Origin of the sequence: Chryseobacterium sp. 22532, assembly GCF_052044665.1 — a bacterium.
Classification (GTDB): domain Bacteria; phylum Bacteroidota; class Bacteroidia; order Flavobacteriales; family Weeksellaceae; genus Chryseobacterium; species Chryseobacterium lathyri.
Genome location: NZ_JBQENJ010000006.1, coordinates 356,179 through 377,827, shown reverse-complemented (window position 1 = coordinate 377,827; position 21,649 = coordinate 356,179). Strand labels below are relative to the sequence as shown.

Below are 21,649 nucleotides of genomic sequence, written 5' to 3'. Positions count from 1 at the left end.
AAATCATTCGAGTGGGTAATGCAGAGAATCATTGGCCGGATTTTATTAAAAAAGGAAACTTAGTGGTAAGTTTCCTTTGAAAGATTGTATAATACGATTATTTCTTTAAAGTATTAGTCTAATGGTACTGTTGGGGCATCATCATCTCCGTCAGATGGATACTTCATTGTATGCATCAGATCATCTTGAGGTGAAGTCACCGTATCAACTGACGGTTTTGTGATCACATCTCTTTCAGGAATAGTAATCTCACCACCTCCTTTCACTGTTTCCGGATCTTTAAGCTGCTTTTCTAAAAACGAAGCAAAAAACGGCTTCTTTTGTGAATTCTTGTCTTTCATAATAATTTAGTTTTGGTTAAAATATGTTTTAAATTTTTCTAGAGAAATTTAAACAACATCATCATCACCGTCAGAAGGATATTTCATCGTAACCAAAAGATCCTTGCTTGGAAATGTCACGTGATCAAAAACCTGTGCTGTTACATTCAACTGAAGGTGCCGTAACGATTTCATTATCAGTGTTGGTAATAATTCCGCTTCCCTGGATGGTATCCGGATCTTTGATCTGCTTTTCCAGGAATGAAGCAAAAAAAGCTTCTTTTTTAAATTCTCGTCTTTTATGGTAATTGAGTTAGATTATAGAGCATCCAGTTCCCCACTCTCATCACTGTCGGAAGGGTATTTCAGTGTCACTACCTGATCTTTTAACTGCGATGTTGCATTATCTAGGAACGGTGAAGTTGTTATAGTGTCTCTCGTTGGTAAAGTAAGTACATCAGTAGTAGGTGTTGTAATTCCACCTCCTTGAATAGCTTCAGGATCCTGAATTTGTTTCTCTAAAAACGAAGCAAAGAATGGCTTTTTTGAGTTTTTCTTTTCCATAAGTTATTATATTTAGTTTTATGCAAACTAAAATACAAAAAATTTCAATACACGGGGATATATTGCTTTATTTTAAGAAAATTTTAACTAAATCAGTAAAAAGAAAGAATTAAATTAATTTAAACCCAAAAAATCTTTAACAACTTTCGCGAAATCAACCGGATTTTCAGCCTGAACCCAATGTCCGGCATTTTTTACCGTAACAATTTTAGCTTTTGGAAACTGCTGTTTGATTCCGTATTCATCCTGAGGAAGGATATAATTTGATTTTTCGCCTGCAATAAATAAAGAATCGCCTTCAAAAACCCCAAATTTTACCGCATTAGAAACAAATTCGTTATATTTTTCAGATAAGGTTTTAAGATTGAATCTCCAGTTCAGCTTTTTATTGTCGTCCCAGTACAGATTTTTTGCCAGAAATTGGATCGTAGACTTTTCAGGAATGTATTGGCCTAATATGGCTTCTACATCACCACGTGAGCCTGCCGTATTGAAATCTACCGTTTCAAGGGCTTTAATAATCCCCTGATGATGCGGAGGATAGGCTTTTGGGGAAATATCCACTACAATCAGCTTTTCTACTCTTTCAGGGTATTTTAAAGCAAACTGCATCACGGCTTTCCCCCCTAAGGAATGACCCAAAACATGGGCTTTCTGAATACCGTAATGATCCATATAACGGGCAATATCGTCTGCCAGATCGTCATGTGACATACTTTCGGAATGAAAGCTTCTCCCGTGATTTCTAAGATCGATCAGATGTACCGGAAGATACTCTCCTAAGTCTTTTCCAAAACTCCCCCAGTTGTCGAGCATTCCAAACAGTCCGTGAAATACAAGAAGTGGCGTAACCGTAAGATTCTCGCCGAATATTTTTGAATTAAGTATATTATTATCCATAATGTATTAGTCTAAAAATGATGAAAAAAATTCTCCAACTGCCTGAAAGATATCCCCAATATCCAGCCAGGATAAATCGATTTCTGTGTCGGAAAGCTCAGGAATAACGAAATTGAATCCTCCTGAAGAAATTCCATCCAGCATGGCCTGCTTCATTTCGGCATAATCGCAGATTTCTCCCGAAGCTTTATGATATGAATCAAAATCCTCATGCGAGGAAAAAACAGCCATTCCCCAACAGGAATAATCAATTGCATCGCTTATATTACTCCATGAAGTTTTTTGATTGGCTTTTTTTATTTCCTCAGGTTTATAAAATTTCTTCTTACCGTAATCATCTACAAGGATGCTTCCTAGATCTTTAATATATTTTTTCCTGTCTTCAGGTAAAGGGGTACAAAATTCGTTCATTTTATTAATCAATTACCATTTTGCCAGTCTCTTCAAATAAGCCTGAACGGTGTTTTCAAGTCCCATATAAAGGGCTTCGGAAACTAAGGCATGCCCGATTGAAACTTCAAGAAGATTTGGAATCTGGTCCGCAAAGTATTTTAAATTTTCCAGGCTCAGATCATGCCCTGCATTGATTCCCAAACCGAATTCTGTAGCAGCAACCGCTGTATCATAATAAGGTTTTATAGCCTGTTCTTTGTTCGTCAGATAGTTTTTCGCGTAAGCTTCAGTGTAGAGCTCAATTCTATCAGCTCCTGTTTTTGCAGCGTGCTCTACCAATTCCGGTAAAGGATCAAGAAAAACAGAGGTACGGATTCCTGCTTTTTTAAATTCTGTAATAATCTCGGTCAGAAAGTCCAGATGTTTTTTAGTGTCCCAACCCGCATTGGATGTAATGGCATCATCTGCATCAGGAACCAGGGTTACCTGTTCAGGCTTTACTTCCAGAACCATATCAATAAAAGAGCGGTGCGGATTTCCTTCAATGTTGAATTCTGTTGTAACCAGCGGTTTCAGATCATATACGTCTTTTCTTGTAATGTGCCTTTCATCAGGTCTCGGGTGAATGGTAATCCCCTGTCCTCCAAATTCCTGGATTTTTATTGCTGCTTCTGTTACGCTTGGCGTATCACCTCCCCTGGCATTTCTTAATGTTGCAATTTTATTAATGTTTACACTTAGTTTTGTCATTTCTTTATTTAGATGTTATTTTTAAGAGATTAGAAATTTAGCTCTTGGAATTACTTCTCTAGTTAGATAAAAGTAACGGTCAAATTATATTAATCTCTAGTTCTGACTTCTTTATTTATGCCTTAATGCTTATTTGCATCACCTGAAGATCAAATTCTTTGGAAGCCACCAGGAGATGGTCGAAAATATCAGCCTGGATCTGCTCAAAATGTTCCCATTTAGAATCATTTGCAAAACAATACACTTCAAGGGGAAGTCCCTGTGGTGTAATATCCAGCTGACGGACCATTTTAGCTCCTTTTTGATCTATATCCGGATCGTTCTCTATATATTTTTGGGCATAATACCTGAAAACCCCGATATTGGTAAGCTGCCTTCCGTTAATGGTCTTATCATTATGCTTCAGGTCCTGTTTTTCTTTTTCTATCTCCAGTGTTTTTTCTTTCAGATAATCTGAGATCAGGTTGATTTCTTTTAAACGTTCAATATCTTCTTCATTCAAAAATTTAAAAGAATTGATATTAAAGTAAATAGATTTTTTGATCCTTCTCGTATTGGATTCGGACATGACCTGAAGGTTTCTGATCTCTGTCGTCAAAAGGTCATAGGTAGGAATTGTAGAAACTGTTTTATCAAAATTCATGACTTTCGTTGTCAGAAGGCTGATATCTATAATATTTCCTTCCATACTGTATTTGGGAATGCTTACCCAGTCCCCTACCTTAAGATTTTTGGAAGTAGCAACGTGTATCCCTGTTACAAAACCTAAAATGGTATCTCTGAAAACCAGTACCAGTACAGCTGTAATAGCTCCTAAACTCCCGACAATAGTGGTTCCTTTAATTCCAAATATGACGCATATTCCTAATACGGAAAATATGAAGATTCCTAAGATCTTTACGGTTTCTGAAATAGCATTCAGCGCCATGATCTTATAAAAATCCTGTTTTATGGTAAAATAATTTCTAAAGCCCGTTAATGACCTGTAAAGCATTCCGGCAAGAATAAGTACAAGCCCCAAATTGATAGATCTGTTAATAAAAATATTTGTTTTAGGGAGTGCCGTTGCCGGAAATATAGAAGGATGTATTCCTGCGACCACCAAAAGAGCGGCAAAATGAGCCACAGAATTAGAAATCTTAGACTGATAAATTGACCGGATGATCGGATATTTTTCGTCATTCCGGAAAAACCTGAAAATAAAATTGATCGCAAATTTAAAAACAAAATCTACTACTAAAAATACAGCACACAAAAGTGCCAGCTTGATAATAATATGAACAACCCAATCCATCCCGCCGGGTGTTACCTGGCTGATATAGATGTATAGCTGATCACTTATTTCCTGCAAAAAATTCTTAGTGTCTTGTATTTCGTCTTTCATTACGGCAAATTTATAAAATTAAGAATGATGATCTTACTATTGACAATCAATTTTCATCCCAAATATTAAAAAGGCTTCTGCGAATTTTCTTTTTTCCTATCTTGCATTGATAATTTAAAAGAATGGATACCACCTTAATTAATATTCTCTGTCTTATTTTATTGGTTCTCGGGATGCTGGGAACTTTCCTGCCTGTACTTCCGGGGCTTTTGCTAAGCATCTGCGGACTTTTAATTTATAAATTCGGGACAGATGCAGATTTGCCGATGATTTATATCTGGGCATTTGGGATCCTCACAGCAATTTCTGTAGTTTTAAGCTATGTAATTCCAGCAAAAACCAACAGGAAATACGGTGGAACGCGTTGGGGAAGTATCGGATCAGTTATTGGGACCATCGTAGGAATTTTCATTCCTATTCCTTTAGGGTTTCTGATCGGAATGTTTGCCGGGGTATTTATCGGGGAACTTCTTCATGACAGTAAGGATATGAATAAGGCCTTACAATCTACTAAAGGTGCATTTATCGGCTTCATTTACGGAACCGGTTTTAGTCTTGTGGTAGGTGTGGCAATGTTTTTGGTAGTAGTTTTAGATATGCTTGATATTATTTAAAAAAAATAAAATATGTTCCATAAAGCCATCATACTTAGTCTGGGACTGCTCACTTTAGCAGGATGCAATGCCCAAAAGAAAACAAAAGCCCCGGAATCAACCGCCGGAACCCCTTCTCCTATGAATGAAACCAAAAATTCAGCACAAAAAGGAGGCGTCATTTATTTTAATCAGGGAGAAAATAAATTCCTTAAAGAATACGAAATGAATGTGACCTTCAAAGGTATTTCTGAAGACAGCCGCTGTCCTGAAGGAGTTGCATGTATTTGGGCAGGAGTTGCCGTAGCACAGGTAGAAGTTATGGGAACTTACTCCCGCCCTATGGTTTTAACCCTTGCCACCATGGATAACACGGGGCGAAACTACCACAAGTCTGCAGAATTCAACGGGTATACCATTTCACTGGAAGAAGTAACGCCTTCCCGGAAATCTGAAGCCGGGGGAAAAGATCTGGATGGAAAATACAGAATCGGAATCAAAATTACAAAAGCTGACGGGAAATCAAATTCTACCAAGAAATAGGTTTCTTCCCTTTTGAGACCAGATATTCATTGATCTTTGAGAAGGGCTTGCTTCCATAAAAACCTCTATGTACAGAAAACGGTGACGGATGCGCCGATTTTAGAATAAAATGCTTAGCCGGATCTATGAGTTCGGCTTTTTTTTGTGCAAAAGCCCCCCAAAGAACAAATACTACATTCTCTTTTTTATCCGAAATTTCTTTAATGATAAAATCTGTAAATTTTTCCCAGCCTAAATCTTTGTGAGAGTTAGGTGAATGGGCACGAACCGTTAAAGTAGCATTGAGTAATAAAACGCCCTGCTTTCCCCAGTCATCCAGTTCTCTGGAAGTTCTTTCAATTCCCAGGTCGTCTTTTAATTCTGTAAAGATATTTTTAAGTGAAGGCGGTGCTGCTACCTGCTCTGAAACGGAAAAACACAAACCATTGGCCTGATAGTCATTATGATAAGGATCCTGCCCCAGGATCACCACCTCAACATCTTCAAAAGGAGTAATCTCCAGTGCTCTGAATATCTGTTTTTTAGGTGGAAATACTTTCGTTGTTGCGTATTCCTGCTTTACTTTTTCCCAAAGATTGGTAAAATATTCTGTTTTCTTTATCGGGGCTAAAACTTCTGTCCAGGTCATGGGATTGATATGATAATTTGAAAATGTATTAATGTGATATAATTCTTCCTTTACCGAATTATATTACAAAAATATCCTTTAATTCCTGGATAGCCAAATCTGGTAATATAATGATTGAATGATATAGTTATTGAAATGACTGGGTGAGTTACGTTTGAAATATTTTCACTCTTTTTTCAATAAGTATGTAAGAAAAATAAGACAACAGAATAGAAAATCCAATCAGAAGAAAATTATTGAGATGGTAGGAATCTACAATGACTATTTTCTGTCGCCTTACGATATAATGGATAATATATAATGAATATGAAATATTTCCTAGAAAGTAAACTGCTTTTGTTTCTAAAAAACTTTTGACCAGACTCTTTTTTTCCGAATACAGATGCTTTATAATAATTGCTGACAGTAACGGAATAAAAAATAATCCTCTTGCAGTGTACAGAAGTAAAAAGGATAGAATAACTACACCATAAATAAACAGGTTACTTTTCTTTATTTTTATTCCCTGTAAAAATGCAATTCCAATTCCTATAAAATAGCAGGATACCGTTCGCACTAAAGAACTTACTCCAAAAACGACATCAAGATATTGAGAAGATCTGTCTATCTCAAGCGGTGCATCATCAAAATATATGTCCGGCAGATAAGAAACAATACCTCTTAAAGCTAAACCTAATATGATCAGGAACCAACTGTTTAGTTTATATTTAAGTATGCCCCATAGCAAAAAGGGAAATATCAGATAACAAATCCATTCTGTGCTCAATGACCAGTATACTTCATTTAATGAATAATTGGGATTAAAAAAACACTGTAGAAGTGCTGTATTGACTAAAAATTGGGTCCAGGTAGGATTTTTTGCTATAAAAACGATGATAAAAACAACAGACAAAAAATATACGGGATAGATCCTGTTGACTCTTTTCTTATAAAACTTCTGCACTCCGTCAAAAGTCAGGTGCTGAAATTTCTCTGAATAGGATACTGCAAGCAGAAAAGCACTCAGTACAAAAAAGATATCTACAGCTACATATCCCTTCCCATTCACGGACTGGATCCAAAAATTTCTAAAGTAACTGAAATGGAAAAATGTTACCCATAGCGCAACAATACCTCTAAACCCTGTTAATGATTTTATTTCATTTTTCATATGCTAAACAATGCAGTCTGTGGGGAAATCAATTCATTATTTTCTTTAAACTAAAAATAATATTGTCGGGAAAATCCTCATCTTCTCTGTTCTCTTCCAAAACAAAATTATGCTTCAAAAGAAGACCTTTCGAGTTTTCATTAAGCTTGTGGGTAATCGCTAAGATTTCCTGTAGATGTAATTTATTAAATCCATAATCTAAAACAGCTGTTAAGGCTTCAGACATAATCCCTTTTCTGTGATAGTCCGGTAACAATTCATAGCCGACTTCAGCTGTTTTTCTGTCTTCAGAAAAATTCCACAGGCAGATGGTTCCGATAAGATTCGGCTGATTTTTATAGGTAATTCCCAGATAAAGGGTTTGCCCGTTCTGAGTTCGTTCTTTAATCGTTAAAATAAATTGCAGAGCATCATAGTTCGTTTTCGGAGAATTCCTTTTCACAAACTGATTAATAGTTTCGTTGCTTCTAATCTTCAGGATATCTTCTACGTGGCTTTCGTTAATTTCCTTTAATATTAGCCGGTCTGTTTCAATCATTAATTTGGTAAATATCTCAAATATACATAATAATCACATTTTCTCACTAAATTTGCAATGTGTATATAAATAAAGAAGATTTAAACGAATTAGAGTTTCCGCAATTGCTCGCGGAAATCTCTCCATTTGCGTATTCTCCGAAAACGAGAGAAAAAATTCTTCAACTTCGTCCCATGGAAATTGACGAGGCGGAACTTTCACTGAAAAAAACGTCGGAGTACCTTTCGAGTTTTGAGAGTTCAAATGCAATTCCGTTCGATGAATATGAAGATATCGAAAGTGAGCTGAAATTAATGCTGATCGAGAATTACCGTCTGGAAAACAGTGCTTTCATTAAAATAAAAACCTTAACTGAACAGATAGGAAAACTTCAGAAGTTTTTCCCGACCATGCCCGACACCTTTCCTAACCTGATAGGAGATGTTTCTGAGCTGGAATTCAAAAAAGAGATTATTGATAAGATAGATAAGGTCTTTAACCGTTTTGGGGAAGTAAAAAGTGATGCTTCTCCTGTGCTAAAGGAGCTCAGAGCTGAAATTCAACAGGCTAAAAAAGCCATTCAGGAGAATTTCAACCGTGCGCTGTTCAATTATGGACAAAGCGACTTTCTGGATGATATCCGCGAAACTATTATTGAAGATCAAAGGGTTTTAGCAGTAAAATCCGGGTTTAAGAAAAGGGTGGCAGGAAGAGTTTTAGGAATTTCAAAAACAGGCTCTATCACATATATTCAGCCGGACAGCGTTGTAAAACATTACTTTAAGCTGCGCGAAAGTGAAGAGGAAGAGAAGAAAGAGATCGATAAGATACTCAGAAAACTGACTGCGGAACTGGCAGAATTCCAACCTCAGCTTTGGAGATACCAGATTTATATTTTTGATCTTGACCTTACAAGAGCAAAAGCAAAATTTGCTGAGCTTGTTAACGGAATCCTCCCGAAGATCAACCGTCACAGGACGTTAAAGCTGAAAGACGCATACCATCCGCTGTTATGGCTGAGAAATAAAGTAGAGAACAAAACCATTTTCCCACAAAGCCTGTCATTGACAGACCATAACAGAATTATCTGTATTTCCGGACCGAATGCTGGAGGAAAATCTATCACACTGAAAACCGTTGGGTTGCTTCAGCTGATGATCCAGAGCGGAATTCTGGTACCGGTACATCCGAGGTCTGAAATGTTCTTCTTCGAAAAGATCATGACCGATATCGGAGATAACCAATCGATCGAGAATCATCTGTCTACTTATTCGTCAAGGCTTAAAAAAATGGCAGGGATCATCCGTGAAGCTGATGGCAATACGCTTTTGCTTATTGATGAATTTGGAACCGGATCTGATCCTGAACTTGGCGGTGCCCTTGCAGAAAGCTTCATGGAGTATTTCTATGATAAAAAGAGTTTTGCCATCATTACTACGCATTATACAAATATCAAGCTGGTGATAGAACAGCTTCCAAATGCTGAAAATGCAGCAATGCTTTTTGATGAGGAAACCCTTGAGCCGATGTATAAGCTAGAAGTGGGACAGGCAGGAAGCTCGTTTACCTTTGAAGTAGCCGAAAAGAACAGGATCCCAAGGTTTATTATTCATGCTGCCAAAAAGAAAGTAGAACATGACATTGTCAATCTTGATAAAACGATTGTAAAGCTTCAGCAGGAAAAATTTGAAGTTGAAAAACTGAAAACCGATCTTGCGGAAAGAAAGGAATCTGTGGAAGACAAACGCGACAATCTTCAGAAGCTGAACGAGCAGCTGCAGCAAAAGCTTTTCAACTTTCAAAAACTATATGAAGAAGAACACCGAAAGCTTCAGTTTGGAAATAAGATTGAAACGTTTATCGACAGCTATGTAAAAGGAAAATCCAGAAAAGACGTTGTCAAGGATTTTGTGAAATTGTTGGAACAGGAAAAATTCAGAAAAATAGGTGCTGATAAAGATGAATCGAAACGTCTTCAGGTGGTGAAAAGAAAGATCACGCAACAGCTTAAAAAGGAAGATGTAATTGAAAAGATTGCTGAAACCAATGAAAAGCTGGAAGAAAAACGTAAAACCGACCGTGCCGTCTGGATGAAAGAAGGACAGCGTGTCCGTATTCCGGGAAGTACCAGCGTAGGAACTATTGAGAAAATTTCCAAAAATAAAGTGATCGTCAACTACGGAACTTTCAAAACAACAATTAATGCAGATGAGCTGGAAAGAATCTGATGATTTAGGATTTATAGCTTAAAACTTATAAAAAAATAGCGCTGAAAAATCAGCGCTATTTTATCTTTATTTCCTGATAAATTTCAACCGGGCTGTATTTTCTTTACTTTTAAGCTGAATAAAGTAAATTCCTTTAGCGAGATAATGAATATCTACTGTATTCTCAAAGGTTCTGCCCTCTCCCACTTTCTGCCCTGAGACTGAGAAAATTTCATACTCAGCTTGTGAGGAAAGTCCTGAAATATATAAAACGTCTGAAGCAGGATTCGGATAGATACTTATTTCTTTGGATTTCCCAGTTTCATCTACAGCAAGATTCATGTTCACAAAAGTTACTCCATAGTCTTCCACTTCACCATACGCAAATATTTCGCATGGACCAGCAGGCTGTGTTTGGCTGATGATTACCCTCATTGCTGTTCCGCACTGGGTTATACCGGCAAAAGAAGGAACATTAAATATAAAAGCTTTAGGATTTGTAGAATCTACAATAGTAGAAACGATCATTTCCGAAGCTTCAAAAATGGCGTTCGCATTAAAATCTATCCACGCTTTTACATAAGATGTCCCCGGTACTGCTGCCCAACTGGGTGTTACCGATAAAACATTATTTACACTACCCACCCCAAGTTGTATGCGGCGGGGTAAGTCCATACGAAAATCCGTATGGTTTGACATCGATGAAGCACTTACCATTGCCGGAAGTCCCCCGGAAGGAGTTATCGTAACGTTCGATAAATACAATGCTCCCAAATTAGTAGAAGTGGATCTGCAGTAATTAAGATGGGTATAGAAGGTTAACGGAAAGGATATATCTCCGGACGCATTATCAATCACCTGAACCATATGTCCCAGACAGGGTGTGAGATTATCCAGATCAGCAGAAGTGGCCCCGGCAGGAATATTCATCGAGAGCCATACCGCAGATGTTGAGGCCCTCCATTTCACGGTATAGCCTGTAGCTCCGGGTATAGGATCCCAGGTGATATGTGCAGAAGTAAAACTAATATTGGAAGCTGCTAAATTCATCGGAACAGTAAAGGCAGATTCTGCGCACATATTGTCTATTCTACTGGCTGCCTGAAATTGTACTGCACCTGAAAAAAGCAGAAGCATAAAAAGTAGCTTTTTGATCATATTTATTTGTTTATGGATTTTCGTTTGAAAAATAGTTTAAATTATTTACATATTATTAAATTTTAATTAATAAATACTCCATCTGAAACGTTTTACACAAAAAAAATATTATTTTCTGATCAGATAATAACTTTTTTAGAACATATTGATCATTTTAATCAAATACTGTTATATTTTACTGATCAAAAAAACATTTAATTTATATATTTGAGGGATCAAAAATTTTCATCAAATGATTTCCATAAACAAAGCATTGTACCTCTCCGCTTTCAGCCTTTTTTCTTTGGCATTTGTCAAGGGACAGAATAAGGTTCCTTTTGGTGTTGTAAAAGCTGAAGAAGGCTACGCCAACGTGCGCGTCCATAAGGATGACTACAGAAAAATCGTAGACAAGATCCGGATGCGTAAAGGGGATGTATTTGTTTATGTAAAACCTGCACCCGGAGAAACGGAATGGGTATGGATTAAATATCCTGAAAAGCAGGATGAGGAAAAACCTTTTGTAAGATATGAGAATCTTGAGAAGGAAGGGATGGTAAATAAAGGGCGTATTGCCTTTATCGACCAGCTTCCTCAGTTTACACCTTCTAAATCCAAGAACGGGAAATCACTAATCTTCACAGACAACAGCAATCCAAAAATACCGACTTCACAAAGAACCAAGGTGGTTATTGACGTTTATCCGTCCAATGCCGGTTACAGAAAGCAGGAAAAAGATACGGATGGAAAGATCCTTACTATAGATAAAGTAAAGCCATGGGGAATTAAAGACGGGCTTCCGGAAGGGATGACAGAGATTAAGTCCATCAGAGTACAACAGCCGGGAAGAGGTTCTGTTTTTGTAAGGGAAGCTATTAAAAATATGTTCCAGCCTACCATGGATTTCAATAATGTCGGAGTAACGGCTCTTGACAATGATCACATTTATCTTTATATGATCAATGGCTCGGGTGAAAACAGATATGTCACACTTTGGACCATCAAGGAAGGAAAGGTAATGAGCCAGATTATTTACAATAGTCCGGAATAATTGTCGTTTTTCGCAGTAATATTCTTATTTTTGCCCTGAAAAAGTTTAACGCTAATTCATCACAGAAATTGGTTCTGCTTAACGCAGATTAAAAGGGAACCGTGTGAAAATCACGGACTGTCGCGCAACTGTAAGTAACTGAAGTCTTTATCAAGGATCCACTGTGCAGGGCACGGGAAGGAGATAAAAGATGTTACAAGTCAGGAGACCTGCCTATTTCTTTAAACAAGAAACTTTCGCGATTTGAAGTTTATTGATCTGATGGACTGCTTCAGGGATTCTCCATGATTCCTGTCACTGTTCTGTTATTTTGATATTATTTCATTTCGCATTAATTAATAATGAAATATGACTACAGAAGAAAGAATTGCAGCATCCGAGACCAGAATTTTTAAAGCGGTTTTTCCCAACACTACCAATCACTATGACACTCTTTTCGGAGGTACTGCCATGCAGCTGATGGATGAAGTAGCTTTTATCACTGCAACGCGTTTTGCAAGAAAAAGAGTGGTAACTGTAAGCAGCGATAAGATCGATTTTAAAAAGCCTATCCCTGCAGGAACCATTGTAGAGCTGATCGGAAAAGTTGACTATGTCGGAAAAACCAGCATGAAAGTGAATGTAGAAATCTATACGGAGCAAATGTACTCGTATGAAAGAGAAAGAGCCATCGTGGGTGATTTCACTTTTGTAGCGATTGATGAGTTTAAAAAACCGATAAGAATAATGTAAAGAATAAGTTTCGGGCGGCCTTTGGCCGCCCGAAACCCTTTATAAGGTACAAAAAAATTGTATTTGTAAAATTGTATTATTCTGATAAGTGAAACGCTCTTGTTTATCTTAAAAAACAGCAGTTTTAATTTTAATTTTTTTTTGCGATAAATCTACCGAACAACCTTGTCAGTATCCAAGCTTCTGATCAGTAATGTCTCAAAGGCCTCTCCCATCTCATCCGATGCCCTCCTAATAGCATTTTCCAGCATATTTCTGATCTGCTTTTCAGTCACACCGGCTTCCGTCCAGCTTCTTCCTGAAGTGTGTGAATTTAAGATAAACGGCATAATACGGTCAATGGCGCAGGCAAAAATAGCGTCCGGTGTTTTTTCTTCCTCAAATTCAAGCCATAATTCAAAGAACTCGGTACGCAAAGGTTCATCAAGGATTCCAAAGATTTTCTGCGCTGAAACCTTTTCCCTTTCGAATTTTCCTACCATCGCCTGTTCATCAAAAAGGAAAGTATCTCCTGCTTCTATTTCCACTAAATCATGAATGGAAAGCATTCTTATGACCCTTAAAAGATCAATATCTGCACGGTTTTTAGCATACGGATAAAGGATCTGCGCCAAAATAATGATCTGCCATGAGTGTTCGGCCGTATTTTCCCTTCTGGAATCATCGGCATTGTAATTTCTTCTCTGTACGTTTTTCAGGGCATCCACTGCCAGGATAAAATCGATCTCCTTTTGTATTTTCATTTCTTTTTTATTATTTGGATGATTTTCTAACGATCCATTTATTATTAATCTTTTCCCTAACAGTCACTTTCGTTTTTTCATCACTGAAATCACTGATTTTTTCGTAAACCAGATCCAATCCTTTGTTGGGAATCACCTGATATTCGTAGGTGTAATGTAGAGATGCGCCGGATCTGGCATAAGTGGTCAATCGTTTCCGTTTGGAATCTACATCAAACATTCCCTGATAGGAGCTGGCAATTTCAGTAAGTTCTTTACTCAGAACAAATTGTTTCTTTGTGGAATTAAATACATACACATCAAAAGAAGCACTGCCATAGTTTCCGCCACTGCCGTTTCTTATGGCTACATCTTCCGTCCCGTCAAAATTGAAATCTCCAAAAACCACAGGATCATCATGGACCATTCCGTGGGTTAGTGTTGTTACACTGGTGCTTGACGGTTTCGCCTCTTTTTCAAAATACATGACAAAATCTCCGGAAGCAAGAGTCTGTAGCTTCTCTCCGCTTTTACTGAACAATATGATAGCAGCGTTATTTCTACAGGCATCAGCCTGACATTCTTCAACAGTAACCTCTGCGTTATATTTCCTGGATGCATCTTCGATGGCAAAACGATATTGCCCGAAACAAAGAGGTCCAAGCAGTATCAATGCCAGCGACCTGTATAATGTGGTTGTATTGATCATGGGTGATTTTTATGCATTAGTTTTCAACAAATTCTATGCAAAAATAGGGGTTTTGGCTGAAAGCTATTTTATATAAGAGATTAGTTGTATTTTTAATGGAAATATCTGTAATATGTCTCCAGAATTCAATTATCCAACGGAAATTAAAGGAACAAGAAAGCTGTATTCTTTATTTAAAGGAATAAAAAATCCGTTAGAGGTTATTACCGGAAACCACAAAATTGCAGGAGATAACTACTATATCAAAACCAATTTCACCAATAAGAACTTTATTTTTTCTCAGGATAAAGAATTCACAGAATATATTTTAAAGCAAAATCATAAAAACTATTACAAATCTGAGATCCAATCCATTACTTTAGGAAAGTACCTGGGAAACGGTTTGCTCACGAATAACGGAAAAGACTGGCTGAAACAGAGAAGGCTGATTCAACCTGGTTTCAGCAAAACGAAAATCACCAACCTGGTTTCAATTATGGAAGAGGAAATTGATAAAGCTTTTCATTCATTCCAGCCTGGGCAGGATATAGATCTTTATGATTTCTTTCATAAGCTCGCTTTTAATATTGTCGCAAAAACTCTTTTCAGCTCTGATATTGGTGAAACCCAGGTGAAAGAACTGGGTAAAATCATTACAGAAGTTCAGGAAGTTTTCGCCAAAGAGGTTCGCCTGCCTTTTTATTCTAAAATTTTAAAAGTTTTGGGCATTATAGACAAAACTATTGAAAAAAGCGAAAGGTCAAAAGCTATTATTCAAGGAGTTTTGGATAAACGGAAAAGTTCAGGAGAAGAGAAAGATGATTTGCTGAACATGCTTATCCAAACACGATATGAAGATACGCAACTTCCGATGTCTGATGAGCAATTGGTCGATGAAATGCTTATCCTTTTCATCGCCGGTCACGAAACAACCGCTAATGCGTTAAGCTTTATCTTTTTTGAAATCAGTCAAAGTCCTGAAACTGAGGAAAAATTAAAAAAAGAGATTGCAGACGAGGGGGAAATGGTTTTTACGTCCGAAAGCTTAATGAAAAAATCTTTTACTTCAAATATCATCAAAGAAGCTATGCGGCTGCATTCTCCAGCCTGGGCTATTGATCGTCAGGCTTTGGAAAATGATCATTTTAAAGAATATTCCTGGCCGAAAGATACTTTGATCATACTATATATCACCGGTCTTCACAGAAACCCTAAATATTGGACAGACCCGAACTCTTTCATTCCGGAGCGTTTTGATGATGAAAATGCCAAAAATTTCGCTTACTACCCTTTTGGTTCCGGGCCCAGGCTTTGTATTGGTGAACACTTTGCCATTATGGAAATGGCTCTTATCATCCGTAAATTCTACAAAAAATTCAGTTTTATATCCTATCAGAAAGCATTGAAGAAAAAAGCTCTTGTTACTTTAAGACCTACCAGCTTAAAAGGAAAAATTAGTAAAAGTTGATCTGGTTTTCTTTAAAATTCTCATATCTACAAATCATCAATAAAAATAATTTATTTGATTTTCAATTAGTTACATAATTTATTTAAATTTTTTCACTACTTTGTATTGCATATTACCATTTTAATTACATATCTTTGTAATGTAAAATCGGAATAGGTTCATCTAGCTAGGAACATTATTCTGAAACTATAACTAATTAACAAAACTTATTAAAGATGAATACTGAAAATACCAAAGCGCAAATGCGCAAAGGAATTCTGGAATTCTGTATTTTAAGTCTCATCAACCATCGTGAAATGTATGTTTCCGACCTTATCGATGAACTTAAAAAAGGAAAACTGGATGTAGTGGAAGGAACCCTCTATCCTCTCCTTACAAGACTGAAAAATGGCGAGTTCCTTTCCTACAGATGGGAAGAATCTACAGGAGGACCACCAAGAAAATACTACCAGATTACAGAAAAAGGCAAGCTTTTCTTGGACGAACTTCAAAATACCTGGGCAGAGCTGACAACATCAGTAAACCAAATTACTCAAAAAATTTAAAAAACAAAGCTATGAACAAGACACTCTCAATAGGACTCGCAGGTTTTTCTTTCACTATAGAAGAACACGCATATATAAAGCTCAGCGATTACCTGAATGCACTGAGAAGCTCACTGGATGCTTCAGAAGAGGAGGAGGTAATGCATGATATAGAAATAAGAATGGTAGAAATCTTCAGAGATTCTTTAGGAAAACGTGAAGTTGTAAATGATTCTGATGTAGAAAAAGTAATTGCTCAGATCGGAACTCCGGAAAAAATTGAAGAGCAGGAAGAGGCTTATTTTTCTGAGAAAAATACTAAAAAAACAACTCAGTCAGGAACGGAATATACAGACAAAAAACAGTTGTTCCGTGATCCTGAAAGACAAAAGATCGCTGGGGTATGTGCTGGACTTGCTCACTATGTAGGAATGGACATTACAGCAATGAGAGCCATCTGGCTTGGAATCTTTGTACTGGGGATCTTCACGGCAGCTATCTCTTCTTCACTGATTGGTCTTCTTTATGTAATTCTCTGGATCGTACTTCCAAAAGCAGAAACAGCAGCAGATTTCCTGAAAATGAAGGGAAAGCCTATGAACTTCGACAATCTTAAGAATGAGTCTAATAAATTGGTTCAGTTTGCCAATGAATCTACTCAGAGAGTCGGGGAAATGTACAACGAATCCAAGCCTTATATTGACAATGCAGGCAGCGGTATCTGGAATATTCTGAAATACTTTGTAGGAGCAATCTTTGTATTGATGGCTATTGGAAGCATCATCGGTATATTTGTAATCTTTGGATTATTTGGTATGGATGCAGATTTCCCAGGGGCTAATGAGATGAGATTCTATATGGATGACAACGGTCTGGATAAAGTATTGGTCGCTATCATGATCATCGGATGTTTAATTCCTACTATCCTTTTCAGTTTGTTAAGCATCAAGATATTCTCACCGAAGACTAAACTTAGAAATATCGGATGGGTAATCGGAGGACTGTTTCTTTTACTGATAGGTCTTGGAACTTATTTCGGAGTAAGCATGGCTAAGAAAAACCTGATCTATAAAGGAAGTAAGGAAGATACCGAGAATATTGCCATCAATACTACATCGGATACGCTTTATGTAGATTTGAAACAGGTGAATATTCCTCAGAACTTCACAGCCTATGACGATGATATTTATTCTGATAAAAAAACAGTTTACAAAGAAGATTATGTATATGTAGAAGTAACAAGAAAGCCTGAGGTAAAAACACCTTACCTGATCATCAAAAAAGAAGGAAATGGCTATAATGTTCCGGTTCAGATTAATGTTCCTGTAGAAATAGTGGGTAACAAGGTAATGCTTCCTAACTACATCAAATATCCGTATGAGCACAGATTCAGACATTACAGAGTAGATTATGAGCTGGTAGTTCCTCAAAATGCAGTAGTAATTCCATTGAAAAAAGATAAAATGGATTTTGACGGAGATCTGAACGGAGACGGCATCAATGATGACGACCAGGATCAGGACGAAAACGGTAATATCAGAATTGAAAAGAATAAGATTTCTGTAAATGGTTCTACCATAGAATATAACTCTAATGATAAAGACAGCATTATCATCAACGGGAAAAAAGTTCCGAATAACCAGGCAGACCAGGTAATTGATTCTATGAAGTCCAGCATCAAAAAGATGAACAAAAACGTGGACATCAAAATCAAAGACGGGAAAGACGAAATTTCCATACAAACTAAATAATTAACTTCAGAGAGTGCAGAAGGTGTGAATGGAAGGCAACCGTTTGAAATTCACACTCTTCTTCTCTCAGAAATCAGAAAAAATATTATTATTTAGTTCGCTATGTTAAAAAAATGTTATACATTCGTATAGTTAAAAATAATTAACCAAATCATTAAAAAACACCTTAACCATGGTACAAGTTGCACTAGAAATTGTTATGAAAATCGTAGATTTAATCAGCGGTTTGTTTTAAGAGCGATAATATTTCAATATATTTGTAAAGTATAACCAGTTTGGTTATACTTTTTTGTTTTTAATCTAAAGATATATGAAAAAACTGATAGGTAAACTGATGTTAAAGATGCTGGGCTGGAAAGTCGTTCTGCAGGGCGATGTGAATAGTCTGAACCGATGTATCCTTGTGGTAGCACCCCATACCCACAACATGGAATATCTGTTAGGAAATCTTGCCTATTGGTCTTTAGAAAAACCTTTAAAAATCATCATCAAAGATGCCCACACCAAAGCATGGTACGGAAGTCTTGTAAAAGGGCTTGGCGGTATTGGTATCGACAGAAGCCAGAAAAATGATCTGGTGAATTTTGTTGCCAGACAGTTCGAAAAAGAAGATTTCAGCCTTGTTATTACTCCTGAAGGAACCAGAAGCTGGGTTCCGAAGTGGAGAAAAGGTTTTTATCATATGGCATTGGCCGCAAAAGTACCGATTGTTCTGGCAGCGGGTGATTTCAAAAGAAATATCGTGTATTTAGGCTATACCATACCTTATGAAAGGATCGCTTCAGTTCCTTTTTCCGAGATCATGGAAGAAATTCAGGATTACTATGTAAAATATGATATTGTTCCTAAAATCCCTGCGAACTGGAACCCGAATATTATGGGAGCTGGCAACGAAGAAGAAGTTAGAAGTTAGAAGTTAGAAGTTAGAAGTTAGAAGTTAACGAAATTACTCTTTACTCTCTTAATCATTATTTATTATTTATCAATCATCATTCATCACTTATACAATGAAAGGTCAGACTAAAGAAGAGCTCCTTACGTTCTTAAACAACTGGGGAGAAAATATAACATTAGCAAAAACACTTGAAATACAGTTCATCGATATTGACGTTGAAAATGAAACTTTAACTGCCACAATGCCGGTACAGCCAAAGGTACACCAACCTTTCGGAATTCTGCACGGAGGGGCAAGCTGCGTACTTGCTGAAACCTTGGGTTCAAGCCTGTCCAATATGTTTATCGACGGCAGCAAATATTACGGGGTGGGAACCAATATCAATTCCAACCACCTAAAAAGTAAAAAAGATGGAGTCGTAACAGCTACAGCACGTTTCATCAGAAAGGGAAAAACCATGCATGTTTCTGAAATTGAGATCAGAGATGAAAAAGGTGTACTGATCAATCATACTACGATGACGAACAATATTCTTCTGAGATAATTCAAAATATCAACAAAAAATAAAAGACTCAAAAAATTTGGGTCTTTTTTAATGCGTTTATGACAAATATTTCATAAAAACAGCTCTTTTAATTTTGACAGTTTTAAGACTAATAATACCTTTGCTGAAAGGAAAATCAACTTGGGAATTTCCTACTGTATTTCCGGGTGGTGATTTTCAAAACCTATTCATAACTCATGATTTATTTCAAACTTCCTTTCAACGAAACATTATATTCAACTGATCAGAAACAAAACGATGAATCTGTGAGTTTTCATTCCTTTGACCTGTTGAGGCAGATCAGTTTTGAAGGCAATATTACTCATGCTTCCGAACAGTTTGATCAGTCCGACATCACCAATGAAACCCTGTTGAAAGACGAAAGCTTTTTCAATGCAGAAACCAAGGAGGAGTATATTAGCAAACTTCATCAGGTCATTAGCGTTATTAAAGATCATCAGCTTCCAAAACTGGTGTATTCAAGAAGGAAGATCTTCAAAAACTTTAACGGGATAGATTTCAAAGAAAGTTTTAAAAAACTATGCACATCCTACCCAAACGCATTCAGATATATCTTCAATAATGGGCAGCATGCCTGGATGGGGGCTTTTTCAGAGACTCTGGGGAAATTTAACAAAACAACCCATGAGTTTGAAACCATGAGCCTGGCGGGAACTCTTCCTGTATCCGAAGAATGGACAGAAAAAGAAATTGAAGAGCAAAAACCTGTAACTTCCTATATTCAGGATACCCTTAAAAACTATTCCGGCAATATTGAGATATCAGAGACCTACGACCATATTTCGGGAAATATAAAACACCTAAGGACAGATTTTAAAGCTCATATTAAGCCTGAAGATCTGGACAGTCTCATCAATGAGCTCCATCCTACTCCGGCAGTCTGCGGAATTCCAAAGGATTTCTGTAAAAAAAGTATTCAGGAGCTTGAAAAATTTCCCCGCGAGCTGTATTCCGGCTTCATTAAAGTGGAAACAGAGGAGAGTATCATGTATTTTGTCAACCTGCGATGTGCAAGACTTTACAAAGATTCTGTACACGTATTTGTAGGCGGCGGCATCACGGCTCAGAGCAGTCCGGAAACAGAATGGCGGGAAACAGAACTGAAATCGGAGGCCATTTTAAAGAACCTGGTGGTTTCTTAAAATACAGATAATAGTGGACTTCTGGAACATCAGTCACCAGTAACAGACCCAAATTTTCTATAATGGATTTAAAATAAAGAAGAGTATTGTAGGTAGCTGAAGACCTCGAAGTACCTCTCTCGAAACAAAACAAAAAACCTCCTTCCAGCGAAAGAGGTTTTATTATATAGAATAATGTAATTCTGAATTATTTCTTAGCTCCAATCCTACTCCATGTATCCAGTACAAAAAGCAAAATCAGACCTAGAACTGCTGAAGCAATTGAAAATACAAACTTCAGGTTATCTTCTGATAAAAGATCCGTCTGCCAGTCCAATGCATAAAGATTGATGGCAATAAAAACGATAAACACAACTAGAAATACTTTATAAAACTTCTGCATGATTCTTAAAAATTAATATAGTTCAGCACCAATTGGGCAAAGTTTGCGGTAAATAATTTTATTGAAATAGCTAAAAGGATGATCCCGAAAACCTTCTGAAGAATAGACAGGGTAGCTTCTCCCATTTTGTTTTCCAGCCATTTCGCTGATTTCAGCACCAAATATACGAAAATTGTATTGAGAATGATTCCCAAAATAATATTAATATCATGAAATTCAGCTCTGAGAGATAAGGTGGTTGTTAGTGTTCCTGCTCCTGCAACCAACGGAAACGCAATGGGAACAATGGATGCAGCCTTTGCTTCGGTGGTCTTGTTGATCTCAATACCTAAAATCATTTCAAGGGCTATGATAAAAATCACAAAAGCTCCTGCAATGGCAAAGGAATTCACATCTACCCCAATCAGCTTAAGAATTTTGTTTCCTACAAAAAGAAAAACAATCATAATTGCACCGGCAGTAATGGATGCTTTTCCAGCTTCTATCTGACCAAACTTCTGCTGAAGGCTTACGACAATAGGAACAGAGCCAATAATATCGATTACGGCAAAAAGAACCATAAAGCAGGTAACGATCTCTTTAATAGAGAAATCATTAAATATTTCCATCTCTTTGTAATTAATAATTTCGCAAAAATATGAAA

General features: G+C 37.0%; 27 protein-coding genes and 1 riboswitch. Of the genes, 11 read left to right on the top strand and 16 right to left on the bottom strand.

Annotated features, from left to right (window positions below):
- Positions 1-113 precede the first annotated feature (113 nt).
- The 8 genes from ACTJIV_RS18020 to ACTJIV_RS17985 all read right to left on the bottom strand — a co-directional run bounded on the left by ACTJIV_RS18020 (position 114) and on the right by ACTJIV_RS17985 (position 4,311).
- On the bottom strand, positions 114-341 hold the full coding sequence (locus ACTJIV_RS18020) for a microviridin/marinostatin family tricyclic proteinase inhibitor (protein WP_111960784.1): 228 nt from the start codon (positions 339-341) through the stop codon (positions 114-116).
- Positions 342-389: 48 nt separating this feature from the next.
- The gene (locus tag ACTJIV_RS18015) at positions 390-515 is read right to left on the bottom strand and encodes a microviridin/marinostatin family tricyclic proteinase inhibitor (protein ID WP_440629042.1); all 126 of its coding nucleotides are present in this window, start codon (positions 513-515) and stop codon (positions 390-392) included.
- Entirely contained in the window at positions 466-579 is a 114-nt protein-coding gene (locus ACTJIV_RS18010) for a hypothetical protein (RefSeq protein ID WP_440629047.1), read from the bottom strand. The genes ACTJIV_RS18015 and ACTJIV_RS18010 overlap by 50 nt, the downstream gene beginning before the upstream one ends.
- Positions 580-638: 59 nt before the next feature.
- Positions 639-884, bottom strand: coding sequence for a microviridin/marinostatin family tricyclic proteinase inhibitor (locus tag ACTJIV_RS18005; RefSeq protein WP_440629041.1), 246 nt, complete (start codon positions 882-884; stop codon positions 639-641).
- Positions 885-998: 114 nt separating this feature from the next.
- Positions 999-1,784: an alpha/beta fold hydrolase gene (locus ACTJIV_RS18000; RefSeq protein WP_440629040.1), complete on the bottom strand. Its 786-nt coding sequence runs from the start codon at positions 1,782-1,784 to the stop codon at positions 999-1,001.
- Between the two features lie 6 nt (positions 1,785-1,790).
- A complete protein-coding gene (locus ACTJIV_RS17995; RefSeq protein ID WP_440629039.1) occupies positions 1,791-2,195 on the bottom strand; it encodes a hypothetical protein in 405 nt (134 codons plus the stop codon).
- Positions 2,196-2,207: 12 nt separating this feature from the next.
- Positions 2,208-2,927, bottom strand: coding sequence for a pyridoxine 5'-phosphate synthase (locus tag ACTJIV_RS17990; protein ID WP_111960776.1), 720 nt, complete (start codon positions 2,925-2,927; stop codon positions 2,208-2,210).
- A gap of 115 nt (positions 2,928-3,042) precedes the next feature.
- On the bottom strand, positions 3,043-4,311 hold the full coding sequence (locus ACTJIV_RS17985; RefSeq protein ID WP_440629038.1) for a mechanosensitive ion channel family protein: 1,269 nt from the start codon (positions 4,309-4,311) through the stop codon (positions 3,043-3,045).
- Positions 4,312-4,433: 122 nt separating this feature from the next.
- Here ACTJIV_RS17985 and ACTJIV_RS17980 point away from each other — a divergent pair, with 122 nt between their 5' ends.
- Positions 4,434-4,925, top strand: a complete 492-nt coding sequence (locus ACTJIV_RS17980) for a DUF456 domain-containing protein (RefSeq protein ID WP_111960772.1) — start codon at positions 4,434-4,436, stop codon at positions 4,923-4,925.
- A gap of 12 nt (positions 4,926-4,937) precedes the next feature.
- Positions 4,938-5,447 (top strand): hypothetical protein, encoded by a 510-nt coding sequence (locus ACTJIV_RS17975; RefSeq protein ID WP_440629037.1) that lies wholly within the window; start codon positions 4,938-4,940, stop codon positions 5,445-5,447.
- Here ACTJIV_RS17975 and ACTJIV_RS17970 read toward each other — a convergent pair.
- The 3 genes from ACTJIV_RS17970 to ACTJIV_RS17960 all read right to left on the bottom strand — a co-directional run bounded on the left by ACTJIV_RS17970 (position 5,434) and on the right by ACTJIV_RS17960 (position 7,763).
- Entirely contained in the window at positions 5,434-6,075 is a 642-nt protein-coding gene (locus ACTJIV_RS17970) for a uracil-DNA glycosylase (RefSeq protein ID WP_440629036.1), read from the bottom strand. The two genes, ACTJIV_RS17975 and ACTJIV_RS17970, sit on opposite strands and share 14 nt — an antisense overlap.
- A 148-nt stretch (positions 6,076-6,223) precedes the next feature.
- On the bottom strand, positions 6,224-7,225 hold the full coding sequence (locus ACTJIV_RS17965; RefSeq protein ID WP_440629035.1) for an acyltransferase family protein: 1,002 nt from the start codon (positions 7,223-7,225) through the stop codon (positions 6,224-6,226).
- Between the two features lie 28 nt (positions 7,226-7,253).
- A complete protein-coding gene (locus tag ACTJIV_RS17960) occupies positions 7,254-7,763 on the bottom strand; it encodes a GNAT family N-acetyltransferase (RefSeq protein ID WP_223559874.1) in 510 nt (169 codons plus the stop codon).
- A gap of 59 nt (positions 7,764-7,822) precedes the next feature.
- Between ACTJIV_RS17960 and ACTJIV_RS17955 the strand changes: the two genes are divergently transcribed.
- Complete coding sequence (locus tag ACTJIV_RS17955) at positions 7,823-9,970, top strand: endonuclease MutS2 (RefSeq protein WP_111960762.1); 2,148 nt, start codon at positions 7,823-7,825, stop codon at positions 9,968-9,970.
- A 66-nt stretch (positions 9,971-10,036) separates the two neighbouring features.
- Here ACTJIV_RS17955 and ACTJIV_RS17950 read toward each other — a convergent pair whose 3' ends face one another.
- On the bottom strand, positions 10,037-11,107 hold the full coding sequence (locus ACTJIV_RS17950; protein ID WP_440629034.1) for a GEVED domain-containing protein: 1,071 nt from the start codon (positions 11,105-11,107) through the stop codon (positions 10,037-10,039).
- 232 nt (positions 11,108-11,339) lie between these two features.
- On the opposite strand from ACTJIV_RS17950, the gene ACTJIV_RS17945 reads away from it, so the two are divergent.
- On the top strand, positions 11,340-12,137 hold the full coding sequence (locus ACTJIV_RS17945) for a hypothetical protein (protein WP_111960758.1): 798 nt from the start codon (positions 11,340-11,342) through the stop codon (positions 12,135-12,137).
- 52 nt (positions 12,138-12,189) lie between these two features.
- A riboswitch (cobalamin riboswitch) is annotated at positions 12,190-12,368 on the top strand.
- Between the two features lie 117 nt (positions 12,369-12,485).
- On the top strand, positions 12,486-12,869 hold the full coding sequence (locus tag ACTJIV_RS17940) for an acyl-CoA thioesterase (protein WP_111960756.1): 384 nt from the start codon (positions 12,486-12,488) through the stop codon (positions 12,867-12,869).
- 152 nt (positions 12,870-13,021) lie between these two features.
- Here the strand turns inward: ACTJIV_RS17940 and ACTJIV_RS17935 are convergent, their stop codons facing one another.
- Positions 13,022-13,612 carry an HD domain-containing protein gene (locus ACTJIV_RS17935; protein ID WP_440629033.1) on the bottom strand — a complete coding sequence of 197 codons (591 nt, stop codon included), beginning with the start codon at positions 13,610-13,612 and terminating at the stop codon, positions 13,022-13,024.
- Positions 13,613-13,622: 10 nt separating this feature from the next.
- Positions 13,623-14,300, bottom strand: a complete 678-nt coding sequence (locus ACTJIV_RS17930) for an XAC2610-related protein (protein ID WP_440629032.1) — start codon at positions 14,298-14,300, stop codon at positions 13,623-13,625.
- A 112-nt stretch (positions 14,301-14,412) separates the two neighbouring features.
- Between ACTJIV_RS17930 and ACTJIV_RS17925 the strand changes: the two genes are divergently transcribed.
- The 6 genes from ACTJIV_RS17925 to ACTJIV_RS17900 all read left to right on the top strand — a co-directional run bounded on the left by ACTJIV_RS17925 (position 14,413) and on the right by ACTJIV_RS17900 (position 20,624).
- Positions 14,413-15,747, top strand: coding sequence for a cytochrome P450 (locus ACTJIV_RS17925; protein WP_440629031.1), 1,335 nt, complete (start codon positions 14,413-14,415; stop codon positions 15,745-15,747).
- Positions 15,748-15,962: 215 nt separating this feature from the next.
- A complete protein-coding gene (locus ACTJIV_RS17920) occupies positions 15,963-16,292 on the top strand; it encodes a PadR family transcriptional regulator (protein WP_111960748.1) in 330 nt (109 codons plus the stop codon).
- An 11-nt stretch (positions 16,293-16,303) separates the two neighbouring features.
- Complete coding sequence (locus ACTJIV_RS17915) at positions 16,304-18,022, top strand: PspC domain-containing protein (protein ID WP_111960746.1); 1,719 nt, start codon at positions 16,304-16,306, stop codon at positions 18,020-18,022.
- 310 nt (positions 18,023-18,332) lie between these two features.
- Positions 18,333-18,935 carry a 1-acyl-sn-glycerol-3-phosphate acyltransferase gene (locus tag ACTJIV_RS17910; protein ID WP_111960744.1) on the top strand — a complete coding sequence of 201 codons (603 nt, stop codon included), beginning with the start codon at positions 18,333-18,335 and terminating at the stop codon, positions 18,933-18,935.
- Between the two features lie 94 nt (positions 18,936-19,029).
- On the top strand, positions 19,030-19,461 hold the full coding sequence (locus tag ACTJIV_RS17905) for a PaaI family thioesterase (protein WP_111960742.1): 432 nt from the start codon (positions 19,030-19,032) through the stop codon (positions 19,459-19,461).
- A 197-nt stretch (positions 19,462-19,658) separates the two neighbouring features.
- Positions 19,659-20,624, top strand: coding sequence for a chorismate-binding protein (locus ACTJIV_RS17900; protein ID WP_440629030.1), 966 nt, complete (start codon positions 19,659-19,661; stop codon positions 20,622-20,624).
- A gap of 187 nt (positions 20,625-20,811) precedes the next feature.
- Here ACTJIV_RS17900 and ACTJIV_RS17895 read toward each other — a convergent pair whose 3' ends face one another.
- On the bottom strand, positions 20,812-21,006 hold the full coding sequence (locus ACTJIV_RS17895) for a hypothetical protein (protein WP_111960738.1): 195 nt from the start codon (positions 21,004-21,006) through the stop codon (positions 20,812-20,814).
- Positions 21,007-21,011: 5 nt separating this feature from the next.
- Positions 21,012-21,614, bottom strand: a complete 603-nt coding sequence (locus ACTJIV_RS17890; protein WP_111960736.1) for a MarC family protein — start codon at positions 21,612-21,614, stop codon at positions 21,012-21,014.
- Between the last annotated feature and the right edge of the window lie 35 nt (positions 21,615-21,649).

Excerpts from the sequence above, each read along its gene's own strand:
- ACTJIV_RS17980 (WP_111960772.1), top strand. The coding sequence starts at position 4,434 with ATGGATACCACCTTAATTAATATTCTCTGTCTTATTTTATTGGTTCTC.
- ACTJIV_RS17990 (WP_111960776.1), bottom strand. The coding sequence starts at position 2,927 with ATGACAAAACTAAGTGTAAACATTAATAAAATTGCAACATTAAGAAAT.
- ACTJIV_RS17940 (WP_111960756.1), top strand. The coding sequence starts at position 12,486 with ATGACTACAGAAGAAAGAATTGCAGCATCCGAGACCAGAATTTTTAAA.
- ACTJIV_RS17945 (WP_111960758.1), top strand. The coding sequence starts at position 11,340 with ATGATTTCCATAAACAAAGCATTGTACCTCTCCGCTTTCAGCCTTTTT.
- ACTJIV_RS17970 (WP_440629036.1), bottom strand. The coding sequence starts at position 6,075 with ATGACCTGGACAGAAGTTTTAGCCCCGATAAAGAAAACAGAATATTTT.
- ACTJIV_RS18020 (WP_111960784.1), bottom strand. The coding sequence starts at position 341 with ATGAAAGACAAGAATTCACAAAAGAAGCCGTTTTTTGCTTCGTTTTTA.
- ACTJIV_RS17905 (WP_111960742.1), top strand. The coding sequence starts at position 19,030 with ATGAAAGGTCAGACTAAAGAAGAGCTCCTTACGTTCTTAAACAACTGG.
- ACTJIV_RS17920 (WP_111960748.1), top strand. The coding sequence starts at position 15,963 with ATGAATACTGAAAATACCAAAGCGCAAATGCGCAAAGGAATTCTGGAA.
- ACTJIV_RS17965 (WP_440629035.1), bottom strand. The coding sequence starts at position 7,225 with ATGAAAAATGAAATAAAATCATTAACAGGGTTTAGAGGTATTGTTGCG.
- ACTJIV_RS17930 (WP_440629032.1), bottom strand. The coding sequence starts at position 14,300 with ATGATCAATACAACCACATTATACAGGTCGCTGGCATTGATACTGCTT.
- ACTJIV_RS18005 (WP_440629041.1), bottom strand. The coding sequence starts at position 884 with ATGGAAAAGAAAAACTCAAAAAAGCCATTCTTTGCTTCGTTTTTAGAG.
- ACTJIV_RS17890 (WP_111960736.1), bottom strand. The coding sequence starts at position 21,614 with ATGGAAATATTTAATGATTTCTCTATTAAAGAGATCGTTACCTGCTTT.
- ACTJIV_RS17975 (WP_440629037.1), top strand. The coding sequence starts at position 4,938 with ATGTTCCATAAAGCCATCATACTTAGTCTGGGACTGCTCACTTTAGCA.
- ACTJIV_RS17925 (WP_440629031.1), top strand. The coding sequence starts at position 14,413 with ATGTCTCCAGAATTCAATTATCCAACGGAAATTAAAGGAACAAGAAAG.
- ACTJIV_RS17960 (WP_223559874.1), bottom strand. The coding sequence starts at position 7,763 with ATGATTGAAACAGACCGGCTAATATTAAAGGAAATTAACGAAAGCCAC.
- ACTJIV_RS17910 (WP_111960744.1), top strand. The coding sequence starts at position 18,333 with ATGAAAAAACTGATAGGTAAACTGATGTTAAAGATGCTGGGCTGGAAA.
- ACTJIV_RS17985 (WP_440629038.1), bottom strand. The coding sequence starts at position 4,311 with ATGAAAGACGAAATACAAGACACTAAGAATTTTTTGCAGGAAATAAGT.
- ACTJIV_RS18000 (WP_440629040.1), bottom strand. The coding sequence starts at position 1,784 with ATGGATAATAATATACTTAATTCAAAAATATTCGGCGAGAATCTTACG.
- ACTJIV_RS18015 (WP_440629042.1), bottom strand. The coding sequence starts at position 515 with ATGAAATCGTTACGGCACCTTCAGTTGAATGTAACAGCACAGGTTTTT.
- ACTJIV_RS17900 (WP_440629030.1), top strand. The coding sequence starts at position 19,659 with ATGATTTATTTCAAACTTCCTTTCAACGAAACATTATATTCAACTGAT.
- ACTJIV_RS17950 (WP_440629034.1), bottom strand. The coding sequence starts at position 11,107 with ATGATCAAAAAGCTACTTTTTATGCTTCTGCTTTTTTCAGGTGCAGTA.
- ACTJIV_RS17895 (WP_111960738.1), bottom strand. The coding sequence starts at position 21,006 with ATGCAGAAGTTTTATAAAGTATTTCTAGTTGTGTTTATCGTTTTTATT.
- ACTJIV_RS17915 (WP_111960746.1), top strand. The coding sequence starts at position 16,304 with ATGAACAAGACACTCTCAATAGGACTCGCAGGTTTTTCTTTCACTATA.
- ACTJIV_RS17935 (WP_440629033.1), bottom strand. The coding sequence starts at position 13,612 with ATGAAAATACAAAAGGAGATCGATTTTATCCTGGCAGTGGATGCCCTG.
- ACTJIV_RS17995 (WP_440629039.1), bottom strand. The coding sequence starts at position 2,195 with ATGAACGAATTTTGTACCCCTTTACCTGAAGACAGGAAAAAATATATT.